The organism is Bacillus sp. D7-8 (genome assembly GCF_052055895.1).
In the GTDB taxonomy this organism is placed as follows: domain Bacteria; phylum Bacillota; class Bacilli; order Bacillales; family Bacillaceae; genus Bacillus; species Bacillus velezensis.
In genome coordinates this window covers 3,595,562-3,610,424 of the sequence record NZ_CP179922.1, presented here as the reverse complement: position 1 = coordinate 3,610,424, position 14,863 = coordinate 3,595,562, and the positions used below count along the sequence as shown (strand labels likewise).

The 14,863-nt window shown below is 45.2% G+C and carries 12 protein-coding genes and 1 pseudogene; 12 read left to right on the top strand and 1 reads right to left on the bottom strand.

The window, feature by feature from the left end; translation table 11 throughout:
* Positions 1–32 precede the first annotated feature (32 nt).
* From ACKTRM_RS17845 to ACKTRM_RS17810, 8 genes and pseudogenes are all read left to right on the top strand, one after another.
* On the top strand, positions 33–737 hold the full coding sequence (locus ACKTRM_RS17845) for an ABC transporter permease (RefSeq protein WP_012118718.1): 705 nt from the start codon (positions 33–35) through the stop codon (positions 735–737).
* Between the two features lie 20 nt (positions 738–757).
* Positions 758–1,624: pseudogene (locus ACKTRM_RS17840) on the top strand (DUF4097 family beta strand repeat-containing protein).
* A 191-nt stretch (positions 1,625–1,815) separates the two neighbouring features.
* Entirely contained in the window at positions 1,816–2,514 is a 699-nt protein-coding gene (locus tag ACKTRM_RS17835; RefSeq protein ID WP_012118715.1) for a response regulator transcription factor, read from the top strand.
* Between the two features lies 1 nt (position 2,515).
* A complete protein-coding gene (locus ACKTRM_RS17830; RefSeq protein WP_012118714.1) occupies positions 2,516–3,451 on the top strand; it encodes a sensor histidine kinase in 936 nt (311 codons plus the stop codon).
* Positions 3,452–3,682: 231 nt separating this feature from the next.
* Positions 3,683–4,969, top strand: a complete 1,287-nt coding sequence (locus tag ACKTRM_RS17825) for a Glu/Leu/Phe/Val family dehydrogenase (RefSeq protein ID WP_003150991.1) — start codon at positions 3,683–3,685, stop codon at positions 4,967–4,969.
* A gap of 207 nt (positions 4,970–5,176) precedes the next feature.
* A complete protein-coding gene (pruA, locus tag ACKTRM_RS17820) occupies positions 5,177–6,724 on the top strand; it encodes an L-glutamate gamma-semialdehyde dehydrogenase (protein WP_012118713.1) in 1,548 nt (515 codons plus the stop codon).
* A 71-nt stretch (positions 6,725–6,795) separates the two neighbouring features.
* On the top strand, positions 6,796–8,478 hold the full coding sequence (locus ACKTRM_RS17815) for a M20 family metallopeptidase (protein WP_012118712.1): 1,683 nt from the start codon (positions 6,796–6,798) through the stop codon (positions 8,476–8,478).
* Positions 8,479–8,502: 24 nt separating this feature from the next.
* Positions 8,503–9,921, top strand: a complete 1,419-nt coding sequence (locus ACKTRM_RS17810; RefSeq protein WP_012118711.1) for an amino acid permease — start codon at positions 8,503–8,505, stop codon at positions 9,919–9,921.
* A 32-nt stretch (positions 9,922–9,953) separates the two neighbouring features.
* On the opposite strand, the gene ACKTRM_RS17805 is transcribed toward ACKTRM_RS17810, so the two are convergent.
* Positions 9,954–11,156, bottom strand: coding sequence for a multidrug effflux MFS transporter (locus ACKTRM_RS17805; protein ID WP_012118710.1), 1,203 nt, complete (start codon positions 11,154–11,156; stop codon positions 9,954–9,956).
* A 222-nt stretch (positions 11,157–11,378) separates the two neighbouring features.
* Between ACKTRM_RS17805 and ACKTRM_RS17800 the strand changes: the two genes are divergently transcribed.
* The 4 genes from ACKTRM_RS17800 (at position 11,379) to bacC (ending at position 14,850) form a co-directional block, all read left to right on the top strand.
* Complete coding sequence (locus ACKTRM_RS17800) at positions 11,379–12,617, top strand: MFS transporter (RefSeq protein WP_012118709.1); 1,239 nt, start codon at positions 11,379–11,381, stop codon at positions 12,615–12,617.
* 160 nt (positions 12,618–12,777) lie between these two features.
* Positions 12,778–13,392 carry a bacilysin biosynthesis protein BacA gene (locus ACKTRM_RS17795; protein ID WP_003150997.1) on the top strand — a complete coding sequence of 205 codons (615 nt, stop codon included), beginning with the start codon at positions 12,778–12,780 and terminating at the stop codon, positions 13,390–13,392.
* Positions 13,382–14,092 carry a cupin domain-containing protein gene (locus ACKTRM_RS17790; protein ID WP_003151000.1) on the top strand — a complete coding sequence of 237 codons (711 nt, stop codon included), beginning with the start codon at positions 13,382–13,384 and terminating at the stop codon, positions 14,090–14,092. Before ACKTRM_RS17795 ends, ACKTRM_RS17790 begins: the two co-directional genes overlap by 11 nt.
* Complete coding sequence (gene bacC, locus ACKTRM_RS17785) at positions 14,089–14,850, top strand: dihydroanticapsin 7-dehydrogenase (RefSeq protein ID WP_007407673.1); 762 nt, start codon at positions 14,089–14,091, stop codon at positions 14,848–14,850. Before ACKTRM_RS17790 ends, bacC begins: the two co-directional genes overlap by 4 nt.
* Positions 14,851–14,863 lie beyond the last annotated feature (13 nt).

Sequence of the window (14,863 nt, the reverse complement as noted above, 5' to 3'; positions counted from 1 at the left end):
TGTCTTAAATTCTTCTGCTGGAGGCTATTAGCATGTTAAAACTTATGAAATTAGAGTACAAAAAACATCACTTATCACAGTATTTTAAATGGGTGGCACTTTGGATATTCATCATCTTTGCCTTAGCGGCTTTTATGGGATGGGAATCTAAAAATGAAAATGAACTTATGTTTCGTGATTATGCAGATTTTATATCTCTAACTAATATTTTAATTAGAATTGTGTTTATTAGTTTTTCTGCTGTGATTTTATCCCGTTTAGTTATTGATGAATATAAAAATAAAACAATACAATTGCTGTTTACTTATCCTTTACAAAGAAAAAAATTAATGCAAGCTAAACTATCTATTGTCTTCCTATTCTGCTTTGTAAGTATTGTTATTGCTACGTTTGTTATTAACTTGTTAATTCTCTTCGTGAGTCCGCACTTATATTTATTCGAGAAGCCTGTTGAAATGAGTGAAGTTATTTCCGCTATGCCATCGACTCTTCTCACCGCTTTTATGATGGGAGGAGTGAGTCTGATTCCTTTATTTTTCGGCATGAGAAAAAAATCAACTTCTGCTACAATCACTTGGGCTGTCATAATCGGGGTCTTTATCAATGCAACAGTTTCCGACGGAGGAGAAACAGTCAGTTTAAGTCAATTTATTATCATTCCAATTATACTTTGTTTATTTGGTTTTTTAGTGGGTTATCTTTCTTACCGTAAGGTGGATCAGAAAGATTTATTGTAGATAAAAGGAGAAATTCTACAATGAAGAAAATTATAGCATCTTGTGCAGTGTTAATCGTAATCGGCGGAATTGTTTTAAGCCTTTATAAGACAGATACAAAAAACTTTAAAAAGAACGTGTCCTACAATGTTGAAAAAATTGATACTTTAAAAGTATATACTGACTCATGGGATGTGAAGTTTAAAAAGAGTAATTCAAATAAGGCAACAATATCTGCTGAGGGGAAGAAGAAAGATAAGGCTCGAGTTACATTTCAAGAAAATGGGAGGGGTTTGGTCGTTACTCAAAAAGAACAAAAGAATGGCGGCTTTTTGGATGGATTTACTTTTGGTAAGCAGGGCGGCACAATCTATATTAATGTTCCCGATTCAGGTATGAACAATATTGAAATAACCAATAAAGATGGGACTATACATTTAAGTGAAATTTCAGCTGAAAATATTGTCGTTGATAATCATTCCGGTGATGAAAAAATCAATAATGTTTCGGCTCATACTGGAAAGTTTTAATCCAAGGATGGGGCGTTAAGCGTTGAAAATAGTTCTTTTGAGGAATTAAATATAACATCTGCAAGCGGCGATAACGAGATGAAGGAAATAGATAGTTCCAATGTAAAGATTACCTCTAAAGATGGGACGGTTTCAATCAAGGACATAACAGAGGGAAAATCTTTATCAGTAAATACGAAATCAGGAGATATAGGTGTATCTTATAAAAAAGCGCCAACTTCACTTGCTGTTTTTGCTCAGAGTAATTCTGATGTAACGTTTGATCTAGATGGGCTTAATAAGAGCCATGATGGCGTAAAACTGAAAAAAGGTGAAATTGGCGCGGGAAGTAATAAAGTAAGTCTATCTAGTGAAGATGGTTCGATAAAGGTGAGATAAAAAGAGAAAAACACAAGACAACAATTCCCGCTATTGAAGAATGGTTGTCTTGTTTGTTTGTATTTAAAATGTTTTGGAATATTTATCTCCTTTTGTATAAAAAATAATTATAATGAGATTAATTATCTGTATAATGATTGAAATAAACAGTGAATTAAGAATATCAGTTTTATATTTAAGGAGCGGAAAGCTTGGGTTACAAAATATTAATTGTAGAAGACGACCAATTCATAAGCGATATGGTAAGCGAAAGCTTAACGAAAGAAGGGTTTGAAGTAACAGCAGCTTTTAATGGTGAAGAAGCTTTAGACATATTGAACACCCAAAAGTTTGAGGTTATATTGTTGGATTTAATGCTTCCGAAGATAGATGGGATGGAATGTTTAAGAATGATTCGTTCCAAAAGTATGGTTCCCGTTCTTATCATGTCTGCAAAAGATGAAGATGTAGATAAGGCACTTGGTCTCGGCCTCGGGGCTGATGATTATATTTCTAAACCTTTTTCTATGCTGGAGGTAATAGCCAGAATTAAAGCAACCATTAGAAGAGAAAGACACTATAAGAGCTCCCTGTCTTCAAAGGAAGAAAAAATCATTAAAATAGGTGATTTAAGTGTTGACCTGCATGGCTTTTCTGTTAAAAAATTCAATGAAAAGATTAATCTCACGGCAAAAGAATTTAATATTTTAAAACTCTTTATTTCTAATCCTTCACAAGTATATACTAAGTCTCAACTTTATAAATCCGTATGGGAAGATGAGTATCATGGAGATGAGAATGTAATTAATGTTCATATTAGACGGCTTAGAGAGAAAATTGAGGACGATCCATCTCATCCAATGTACATAAAAACTTTGTGGGGAATCGGTTATAAGTTGGGAGATTTTTAAATTGTTTTATATGTTGGTTATTTTATTCATATGCTCTGCAGCAGTAAATATATTTCTTTTCCGAAGCCGATTAAATCTAAGGACTGAGATTAAATATATAAGAAATAAACTTCGAAAAGTTGTTAATGAAGAGACAGGCGAAAGATTATTGCTTAACACGGAAGATAAATATATAAAATCCTTGTTAATTCAAATAAACCGTCTTTTAGACCATAATCAAAAGATCAAAGGGAACTGCAATAGTATTGAACTGTCCATGCGAAAAATGTTATCAAATATTTCACACGATTTAAAGACGCCTTTAACAGTTATACTAGGTTATATTGAAATTATAAATAACGATAAAAGTCTGACTTCGGAAAAGGTTATGAGTTTACTAAAAACAGTTAATTTAAAAACGGTCGAGGTATTAGCGTTAATAAACCGTTTTTTTGAACTTGTAAAATTAGAGTCAGGAGATAAAAAATTAAATTCTTCACGAATTGACATATGTGAAGTCAGCCGAAAAATAATTTTGGATTACTACGAAATTTTAATTAGCAAAGAATTTGAAGTAGTGATTGATATACCCGATGATTCTGTCTTTGTTAGCGGAGATGAAGATGCAATTGAGAGGGTTCTGAATAATTTAATTACGAATGCAATTCAATATGGTTCCGATGGTAAGATGGTGGGTTTAAAGATCAGAATAACTGATAATGATGTTTTTGTAGAAATATCAGATAAAGGAAAAGGAATAAATGAAATGCATAAAGACCGTGTCTTTGAACGAATGTACACATTGGAAGACTCGAGAAATACCAATTATCAGGGAAGCGGATTGGGGCTGACGATTACTAAGAGATTAGTAGAGCAAATGGGAGGAGGTATATCTTTAGATAGCGTGCCATTTGAAAAAACAATATTTTCTGTGCGTCTAAAACGTATTAGGTTCTAATAAAGCAGTAAGGTTTCTTCTGTATACGTCTTCAAATCCCCTTTCTCTTTAATCTGAGAGGCTGACAACAGTCTCTTTTTTTTATAAGCAAAAACCTGGCATGAATCTTGCATATAAAAAGGGGCGTAACGACAATGTGAAAGGGATTGATGGGTTTTGGTGTAAAAGCGCTTACATTTTGTTCTGCCGGTAATTGAAGCTTACACGTAAAATACGATGAGGTGATAAAACATGTCAGCCAACCCGCTTTCTAAAAGCAATCAGAAAGATGAAGAAAAAGAAGTTCTTAATTTGTTCTTGTCAACACAATCGATCATAAAAGAGGCCCTGCGCAAACTGGGGTACCCTGACAATATGTATGAATTGATGAAAGAGCCGATGCGGCTTTTAACCGTCCGCATCCCTGTCAAAATGGACAATGGCTCAGTACAGGTTTTCACGGGCTACCGCTCACAGCATAATGACGCAGTCGGCCCGACAAAAGGGGGCGTGCGGTTTCATCCGGAAGTCAGTGAAGAAGAGGTTAAGGCGCTTTCCATCTGGATGACTTTAAAATGCGGCATCACAAATCTTCCTTACGGGGGCGGAAAAGGCGGCATCATCTGTGATCCGCGGACGATGTCATTCGGAGAGCTGGAACGGCTGAGCCGCGGATATGTGCGTGCGATCAGCCAGATCGTCGGTCCGACAAAGGATATTCCGGCTCCCGACGTATATACCAACTCGCAGATTATGGCATGGATGATGGACGAATACAGCCGCCTGAGAGAATTTGATTCACCGGGATTCATTACGGGCAAACCGATCGTTCTCGGCGGTTCACAGGGGCGGGAAACGGCGACCGCGCAAGGCGTCACGATTTGTATTGAGGAAGCCGTTAAGAAAAAAGGGATTCCATTGGAAAATGCGCGGATCATCATTCAGGGGTTCGGAAATGCGGGGAGCTTTCTCGCTAAATTTATGCATGACGCCGGCGCCAAGGTGATCGGCATCTCAGACGCCCACGGCGCTTTGTATGACCCTGACGGCCTTGACATTGATTACCTGCTGGATAAGCGGGACAGCTTTGGCACGGTGACGAATCTCTTCTCGGATGTCATAACGAACAGGGAGCTGCTGGAAAAGGACTGTGATATTCTCGTGCCCGCCGCAATCTCCAATCAGATTACGGCTGAAAACGCCCATCACATTAAAGCCTCAATCATTGTGGAGGCGGCAAACGGCCCGACAACGATAGATGCCACGAAAATTCTGAATGAAAGAGGCGTGCTTCTCGTGCCGGATATTTTGGCAAGCGCCGGCGGCGTGACGGTGTCTTATTTTGAATGGGTGCAAAATAATCAAGGCTTTTACTGGTCTGAGGAGGAAGTCGCCGGAAAACTGCGCAGCGTCATGGTGAATTCGTTTGAATCCATTTATCAGACAGCGCATACCCACAAAGTCGATATGCGTTTGGCCGCCTATATGACAGGCATCAGAAAGTCGGCTGAAGCGGCCCGTTTCCGCGGCTGGGTATAAGTGTTATCCGCAAAGAGATTTTGCATCAGTTATATAGCGGATCGCAAAATTTCTTTGCGTTTTCAGATTACAGCTGACAGATTCGGACAAGCTTCGTCCGCTTTCGGCAGAAGATTTTCTTATTTTTATCACAAATTGCTATGCTGGTATGCTTCTTGCATCTTATAAAGCGTGAGCACACATTACAAAATACGGGGAGGAATTCTAATGACAGTTTCATACGCACACGAACCATTTACAAATTTTCAGGAAGAGACAAATAAACAATCGTTTCAGGAAGCGCTGGCTTATGTAAATTCACAGCTCGGCAAGCATTATCCGCTTATCATCAACGGTGAAGCGATTGAAACGGATAAAAAGATCATTTCCGTCAATCCGGCAGATAAAAAAGAAGTGATCGGTTCTGTATCGGCAGCCGGAAAAGAACTTGCGGAAAAGGCCATGCAGGCTGCGCTGCAGGCATTTCAAACATGGAAAAAAGTACGGCCGGAACACCGCGCGAATGTGCTGTTTAAAGCGGCGGCGATCATCCGCAGAAGAAAGCACGAATTCTCCGCATATCTAGTGAAAGAAGCGGGAAAACCGTGGAAGGAAGCGGATGCGGATACGGCGGAAGCGATCGACTTTTTAGAGTATTACGCCCGTCAGATGCTGAAACTGAAAGACGGTTCCCCTGTAAAGAGCCGTGACGGAGAATATAATCAGTATCACTATAAGCCGCTTGGGGTGGGGATCGTCATCTCTCCATTCAACTTCCCGCTTGCGATTATGGCGGGAACGGCGGCGGCAGCCATCGTAACAGGCAACACGATACTGCTGAAACCGGCGGATGCGGCGCCTGTCGTGGCGGCGAAATTCGTTGAAGTGATGAAAGAAGCGGGCCTGCCGGACGGCGTGCTCCAATTCATACCGGGCGACGGAGGAGAAATCGGCGACTATCTGGTTGAGCATCCGAAGACGAGATTTGTGTCGTTTACAGGTTCCCGCGCGGTTGGATGCCGTATTTATGAACGCGCCGCAAAAGTACAGCCGGGCCAAAAGTGGCTGAAACGGGTCATCGCCGAAATGGGAGGGAAAGATACGGTGCTTGTAGACAGAGATGCTGATCTTGATCTTGCCGCTTCCTCAATCGTGTATTCCGCCTTCGGATTCTCAGGCCAAAAATGTTCAGCCGGTTCCCGTGCGGTAATCCATCAGGACGTCTATGATGAAGTTGTTGAAAAAGCCGTCGCTTTAACAAAATCACTCACCGTCGGAAGTCCGGAAGATTTTGATACATACATGGGGCCAGTCATCCACGAAGCATCTTATAATAAAGTCATGAGGTATATCGAAATCGGCAAAACAGAAGGAAAACTCCTGACGGGAGGCGAAGGTGATGATTCAAAAGGATACTTTATTCAGCCGACCATTTTTGCGGATGTTGATGAAAACGCCCGCCTGATGCAGGAGGAAATTTTCGGGCCGGTCGTCGCGATCTCAAAAGCCCGTGATTTCGACCATATGCTTGAGATTGCCAATAATACCGATTACGGACTGACGGGCGCTCTGTTATCGAAAACCCGTGCGCACATTGAACGCGCCCGCGAAGATTTTCACGTCGGGAATCTATACTTCAACCGCGGATGTACGGGAGCGATTGTCGGATACCAGCCGTTCGGCGGCTTCAATATGTCAGGAACCGATTCAAAAGCCGGAGGACCTGACTATCTGATTCTTCATATGCAGGCAAAAACAACGTCTGAAGCCTATTAATCTTTCGGAAATAGCGCGATGAAAAAGAGAGTCGCGCTATTTTCTCTATATGAGGGTAAGGAGGATGGAACATGTATCAGCAGCTCAGCAAAATGCTTCCGGAGGAGAAAATAGAAGCCATTACGAAATCACTGGTGGCGTTAAACAGCATCAACGGCACATTGGGAGAAGGAAAAAAAGCCGACTATATCAAAGATATGATCAAGAGCTTTCCCTACTTTCAGGAGAATCCGTCACATGTGTGGGAGCAGGCGATTCCTGAGGACCCTTACGGCCGCAAAAATATTTTCGCATTTATTGAGGGAAACGGCGAAAGCCTGAATACGGTCATTTATCACGCTCATCTTGATACGGTCGGCATCGAGGATTTCGGCCCTTTAAAAGATATCGCTTTTGATTCCGACCGTCTCGCGGAATATTTCTCAAACTATGAATTTGATCGGGATGTGCAGCGGGACGCCCGCTCAGGCGAGTGGATGTTCGGAAGGGGTTCGGTTGATATGCAGAGCGGTATTGCCGTTCATCTCGCCAATCTGCTTCACTTTTCTGAACGGCGCGATCAGCTGCCGGGCCATATTCTGTTCATGGCAAATCCGGATGAAGAAAGCCAGCATTCCGGCATTTTAACCAGCATTTCTGAATTAAAACGGCTGAAACAAGAAAAGCAGCTTCGTTATTTAGCAGCGATTAATAACGATTTTATCACGCCGCTGTATGAGGGTGACACGACAAGGTACATCTACACGGGCGCGGCAGGGAAGCTTTTGCCTTGCTTTGCGATTTACGGGCGGGAGGTGCATGTCGGTGATACGCTGTCCGGCATCGATCCGAATTTGATCGCATCAGAAATCACCAGAAGAATTCACAACAATATTCATATGGCGGAAAACATTGAAGGGGAGCTTGTGCTTCCGCCGACCTGCCTGTACCAGCGTGACAATAAGGAAGCGTATAACGTGCAGACCGCCGTCAGCAGCTATGTCTATTTTAATTATTTTATTTACGAGAAAACCGCCAAAGTAGTCATGGATCAGCTGACTGCCGTGGCTGACGAAGCCTGCAGAGAGACAGAGCAAAAATTATCTGATTATTACGACGAATACTGTGAGAGAACGAGCCTGCCGAAAAAAGAGATGTCATGGAACGTTCAAGTGTACAGTCTGGAAGATTACCTGAAAAGGCTTAGAAGCCGCGGGATAGACCCTGCACAGTGTATCGAGCAGGCATTTAAAACATATGAACATCTTGAACTGCGGATGAGATGCTTTAAAGCCGTCGAGGAACTGCAAAAACTCGATCCTGAGCAGGGAGCCAAGGTCATTATTTTCTATGCGCCGCCTTACCTTCCGCACAATTATCTGAAAGAAGAGAGCTCACGGGACCGGCTTTTGCAGCATGTCATTCAAGAAGCGGTCGATAAAACAGCGGCATCAACCGGAGAAACATTCGTCTTTAAAAAGTTTTTCCCTTATTTAGCGGACGGAAGCTTTTTATCGCTGCATGAAACAGACGAGGAGGTCTCCGCCTTTACCGATAATTTTCCGGGCTGGGATGTCATCGGGACGATTCCTTTTAAAGAAATCAGGGAATTGAATATTCCGTCGGTCAATATAGGGGTATACGGAAAGGACGGCCATAAATGGACGGAACGCGTGTACAAGCCGTACACATTCCATGTGCTGCCGGAGCTCATTCAGCAGACGACAATGCACCTTTTGCACAGCTACCGATTAGACATACGCACAAATGGCTGACATAACGGAATAAGGAGGATGTATATGCAGGGAGATACCAATCAAACTGAATTGCAGCGCACGATGAAGGGCCGGCATTTGTTTATGATCGCCCTCGGCGGCGTGATCGGGACGGGGCTTTTTCTGGGCTCCGGTTTTACGATCAGTGAAGCGGGACCGATCGGCGCGATATTGGCTTATGTGATCGGCGGATTTTTAATGTATCTGGTGATGCTTTGTTTGGGGGAGCTCGCGGTCGCCATGCCGGTCGCAGGATCATTTCAAGCGTATGCCGCAAAGTTTCTCGGGCCGTCGACGGGTTTTACGATCGGATGGATGTACGCATTCAGCTGGGCCAATACAGTGGGGCTTGAACTGACGTCGGCGGGGATTTTAATGCAGCGGTGGTTTCCGGCCGTTCCGATTTGGGTGTGGTGCCTTGTATTCGGCGTCGTCATTTTTTCCATTAACGCGCTGTCTGCGCGGAGTTTTGCGGAAATGGAATTTTGGTTTTCCAGCATTAAGGTCATGGCCATTGTATTGTTTATTATTCTCGGCTGCGCTGCGGTATTCGGCTTTGTCGGTTTTAACGGCGGGCAGACGGCTCCGTATCTGTCAAACTTTACGACGGACAAAGGGCTTTTCCCGAACGGTGCCCAAGCCGTGCTGTTTACCCTTGTCATGGTGAATTTTTCATTCCAGGGCACCGAGCTGGTCGGAATCGCCTCGGGAGAAAGCGAAAATCCGGAAAAGACGCTTCCCCGCTCAATCCGAAACGTCATATGGCGGACGCTGTTTTTCTTCGTGCTGGCGATGTTTGTTCTCGTGTCCATTTTGCCGTACCAAACGGCAGGCGTCATCGAAAGCCCGTTTGTGGCTGTGCTGGATAAAATCGGCGTTCCCTATGCGGCTGATATCATGAACTTTGTCATTCTGACCGCCATGCTGTCGGTGGCGAATTCCGGGCTGTACGCTTCGTCCAGAATGATGTGGTCCCTATCAAAAACTAAGATGGGCCCCGCTTCCTTAACGAAACTGACGAAAAAAGGCGTGCCTCTGAAAGCTCTTTCCATCACCATCGCCATCTCCGGTTTATCCCTGCTGACAAGTGTATTCGCGGCTGAAACGGTGTATGTGTGGCTCATTTCCATCTCCGGTATGATTACCGTCGTCGCGTGGATGTCAATCTGCGCTTCACAATTCGTTTTCCGGAGACGCTTTCTCGCTGAAGGAGGAAATCTGAAAGACCTGGCATTTAAAACGCCTCTTTATCCGATCGTGCCGATTCTCGGATTTTCGGTTTACGGTCTTATCTTGATCAGTCTCATCTTTATCCCCGACCAGCGTATCGGTCTGTACTGCGGCGTCCCGCTGATGATCATTTGTTACGCGTATTATCACTTCGGTATCAAAAAACGCCTGAAGCGTGAGCCGGCTTCTTCGGAAAAAGGCGCTGCCGGATAAGAAAAAAAGCCCTCCGCAAAAAGCGGCGGGCTTTACTTTGTTTTCCGTTTGGCTGACAGCACATAGGATAGAACGGCACAGAACTCAAAACCGAAAATGCTGACGGCCATCGGCCAGGCATTTTCTTCTCCGGCAATACCGACCAGGGGAGCGGCAGCCGCACCGCCGATAAAGGGCAGGAGTCCGAGAAGAGCCGCAGCGCTTCCCGCGCCTTTCTCCTGTTTCTGCATAGCCAGAGAAAATCCCGTCGTCGTGACGATCCCGACAGAAGAAACAATGATGAATAAAGAAATGCAGACCGCCGTCAGGCCTGAACCAAACGCAAGTGATAAAAGCAAAGCGATGCTTCCGATGACGGCGATCAACAGTCCGGAGACAAACAGCTTCCGTTCATCATGTGTTTTGGCCATCCGTCCGGTGATTTGAGTGGCGCATATGATTCCCGCACCGTTTACGGCGAACAGCAGGCTGAACATTTGCGCCGATACGCCGTAGATGTTTTGCAGTACAAACGGCGATCCGGCAATATATGCGAACATGCCGGTCATCACAAATGCCTGGCTGAGCGCAAATCCCATAAACATCCGGTCGCCAAGCAGGCCGCGAAACGTCATCAGCGTCTCCCGGAGTCCGCCGCTTGTCCGCTTTTCCGGCGGGAGTGATTCAGGCAACGCCGTAAGCACGGCGGCAGAAATGATACAGCCGATCACCGCCAGCACGACAAATACGATTTTCCAGCCGGCGAACTGAAGGATAAATCCCCCTGTAATCGGCGCTAAAATCGGTGCCGCCCCATTGACGAGCATCAGTAATGAGAAAAAAGCCGTCAATTCTTTTCCGGAATACATATCGCGTGCGGACGCCCGTGCGATGACGATTCCGGCCGCCCCGGTGAATCCTTGAATAAACCTCATGACAATTAAAAACGAAACAGAAGGGCTGAAGGCGCATAATAAAGAAGACAGCGTATAAAGCAGCAATGACAGAATGAGCGGCTTCCGGCGCCCGATCATATCACTGAGCGGCCCGACAACGATCTGCCCGACCGCCAGCCCCAAAAGACAAAACGTCAGGCTCAGCTGCGCAAGTGACGCTGTCGTATGAAGATCGGCCGCCACTTCAGGCAAAGCGGGCAGATACATATCGAGCGAAAGCGGCCCGAATGAAGCGAGCGTCCCGAGAATCAGTACCATGCCGAGGCCTGCGCGGGCGGCCTTTGAATCAGTGTTATTCATTCCATGCCCCCCACCTTAACAAATGATTCTATCACTATAGCATAACCGGACGGTGTATTTTATATCATTTATTGAATACAAACTAAATATTTTATTTAAAATCTGAATGTAAATAAAAAAATAGAATTAGTTTTCATTTGAAATGTAAAATGAAACATAAGGATGCTAAACTATAAAATAACAAAAGGTAGAAAAGTTTTACGGAAGAGGTGTTCAAAGAGCATGAACAGCAAACAAACCGATCACATCGAAACGAAACGCCGATTTCCGATCTGTCTCGCGCTTGCTTTGACATTAGGCGTATTTGCCGCCGGTTCTGAAGAGCTGGTGATTTCTCCGCTGCTTCCGGATTTAGCGCAGGCTTTCAGCTCGGATGTCAGTGTGCTGGCGCTTTCCATCAGTATTTACGGATTGATGATTTTTATCGGCGCGCCGCTTCTCGTTCCGCTGGGAGATAAATATTCCCGGGAACTCAGCCTGCTGGCGGGGCTGCTTATATTTACGGCCGGCACGGTGATCTGCGCGCTGGCGCACAATCTCTTTTTCTTCTTTCTGGGCAGGGCGCTTTCCGGGCTCGCGGCGGGTGCGTTTGTGCCGACAGCATATGCGGTGGTCGGCGACCGTGTGCCTTATGCGTACCGCGGCAAGGTGATGGGTCTGATCGTGTCAAGCTGGTCGCTCGCTTTGATTTTCGGTGTTCCGATCGGCTCTTTTATCGGCGGTGTTTTGAATTGGCGGTGGACGTTTTGGATTTTCGCCATGATGTCTGTCCTCGTTGCTTCGCTCATTTTCATTGAGGCGCGCCGCAGCACGGCGGATGGGGATAAAACAGAAGAGGAAAACGGACGGCAGGCAGGCACTTTCCGGGATGCGCTGAAGGTGCCCCGTGTCCCTGTATACCTCACGATCACTTTTTGCAACATGATCGGTTTTTACGGCATGTATTCCTTTCTCGGCACATATCTTCACCGCGTGCTGCCGGGGGGAAATACAGCTTCAGGGCTGCTGATCATGGTGTACGGAATCGGTTTTTCCATGAGCGTGTTCACCGGAAAAATCGCAGATAAGGCGGGGAAAATGCGCTCTTTGATCGCGGCATTGGCCGTGATCAGCATATGGCTTTCCTGTCTCGCCTATGCGCCGTCATCAATGCCGTTTTTGGTCATCGGGTTATTCGTCTGGGGATTGATGCAAAGCCTGACGGTGACCTTGCTCAGCACCATTTTAAGTGATTGCTCACAGAGCCGCCGGGGCAAAATCATGGCATTTTACAGTCTGGCGTCCAATTTGGCCGTCACCTTGGGTTCTGCTGTCATGGGTCCGGTCTATGTCGGATACGGATATGCAGCTGTCGGATTTATTTGTGCGGCCGTCACCCTCATCGGCTTTGTCCTCAGCGTTTTCGCATACAGAAGGTATGGGAAATATGAGCATCAGGCCGACCAAACATTGTATCGGTAAAATAAAGTTTCTATAATTTTATAAATGTTAATTTTAACACCCTATGTCATAGGGTGTTTTCTAATATATAGGAATAATTATCAATATTTTCAAATAATATTGACAGCTTGAACATCTATGGATAATATTTACTTAAAATTTAACAGATTGGTTGGTGCTCATGATTATATTGGATAATAGCATTCAAACAAAAAGCAAGGCTTATTCAATATCTAAACTGATTACGATCAACACGCTCGGTCCTGAAGGGACAAGTAGTGAGTACGCAGCAAAAAACTTCATCACCAATTTTACCCTTCTCCAAGGGGTGAACAGCAAATTATCACTGCATGATACATTTGAATCGTGCATTGAAAAAACGCTTCAAAGTCCGCTGGAATACACAATTGTGCCTCACGCGTATGACGGCATTAAGCACTTCTACATGAGACCGGATCTGCAGCTTCTGCAAATTTTCAGGTGCGACACCCCGATGTACGGCCTGGCTGTCCGGCCCGGTTTTGAATATACGGATGACATGCTTGATAAGACTGTCATCGTATCCCACCCGTCTCCTATCAATTTGATTAAGTATTTTACCCGTAAAGATGTCACGTTTGATCTGGTGAACTCAACGAGCGCAGCCGCGAAAAGAGTGAAGGACGGTTTGTCCGACATCGCGCTGACAAATGAGCTGGCCAGACAAAAGTACGGCCTTCACTTTGTCAAAACATTTAAAAGCATTCCCATGAGCTGGTCATTATTCGGAAAAGGAGAGATTCATGATGAAAACTGAACAAGATTTGCAGGAACTTTATTTCCCGACGCCTAAATTAATAGAATGGGATAACGGAGTAAGACAATATTCGTCCGTCAGAGGAGATACGGAAGTTCTGCTTTCTTACGTTCCGCCGCATACAAACGTGGAACCGCATCAGCATAAGGAAGTCCAAATCGGCCTTGTCGTTTCCGGGGAGCTGTCCATGACTGTCGGAGATGTCACAAGAAAGATGACAGCGCTGGAATCAGCCTATATCGCGCCTCCTAATGTGCCTCACGGCGCAAGAAATGAGACGGATCAAGAAGTGATCGCCATTGATATTAAACGCCTGAAAGCCGGTGAAACCTACACAAGCCCTGAAGATTATTTTTTGAATATTTTTAAAACGAGAGACTTATTGCCCGGTATGGAAGTCACGTTCTTCGTGGAAGACTGGGTGGAAATCATGCTTGCCAACATTCCGGGCAACGGGGGAGAAATGCCGTTCCATAAACACCGCAATGAACAGATCGGCATCTGCATCGGCGGCGGCTATGATATGACCATTGAAGGCTGCAAAGTGGATATGACATTCGGCACAGCTTATTTCTGCGATCCGAGAGAAGATCACGGCGCCATCAACAGATTTGAAAAAGATTCAAAATCAGTCAATATCTTTTTCCCTCCGCGCTATAACAGAGCAAAAGCGAAAAAATTAGAGGCGAAAGAGTCATGAACCTGACGGATAAAACCGTCCTCATCACAGGGGGCGCATCAGGCATCGGTTATGCCGCGGTTCAGGCGTTTCTGAATCAGCAGGCGAATGTGGTCGTCGCGGATATTGATGAGGCGCAGGGAGAAGCGATGATCAGGAAAGAAAACAATGACAGGCTGCATTTTGTGCAGACGGATATTACAGATGAGCCGGCATGTCAAAACGCCATCCGGTCAGCGGCGGACAAGTTCGGCGGATTGGACGTGTTAATCAATAACGCCGGCATCGAAATTGTCGCCCCGATTCATGAGATGGAGCTGAGCGATTGGAACAAGGTGCTCAACGTCAATCTGACGGGCATGTTTCTTATGAGCAAGCACGCGCTCAAGTATATGCTCAAAAGCGGCAAGGGCAATATCATTAACACGTGCTCCGTCGGAGGAGTCGTTGCATGGCCCGACATTCCCGCATATAACGCCTCTAAAGGCGGCGTATTGCAGCTGACGCGTTCGATGGCCGTCGATTACGCCAAACACAACATCCGCGTCAATTGCGTGTGCCCGGGAATCATTGACACACCTTTGAATGAAAAGTCGTTCCTTGAAAACAACGAAGGCACGCTTGAAGAAATCAAAAAAGAAAAAGCGAAAGTCAATCCGCTGCTGAGACTCGGCAAGCCTGAAGAAATAGCGAACGTCATGCTGTTTCTCGCGTCGGATTTATCAAGCTATATGACCGGAAGCGCGATCACCGCAGACGGTGGATACACCGCACAATAGAGAAGGAGTGTTT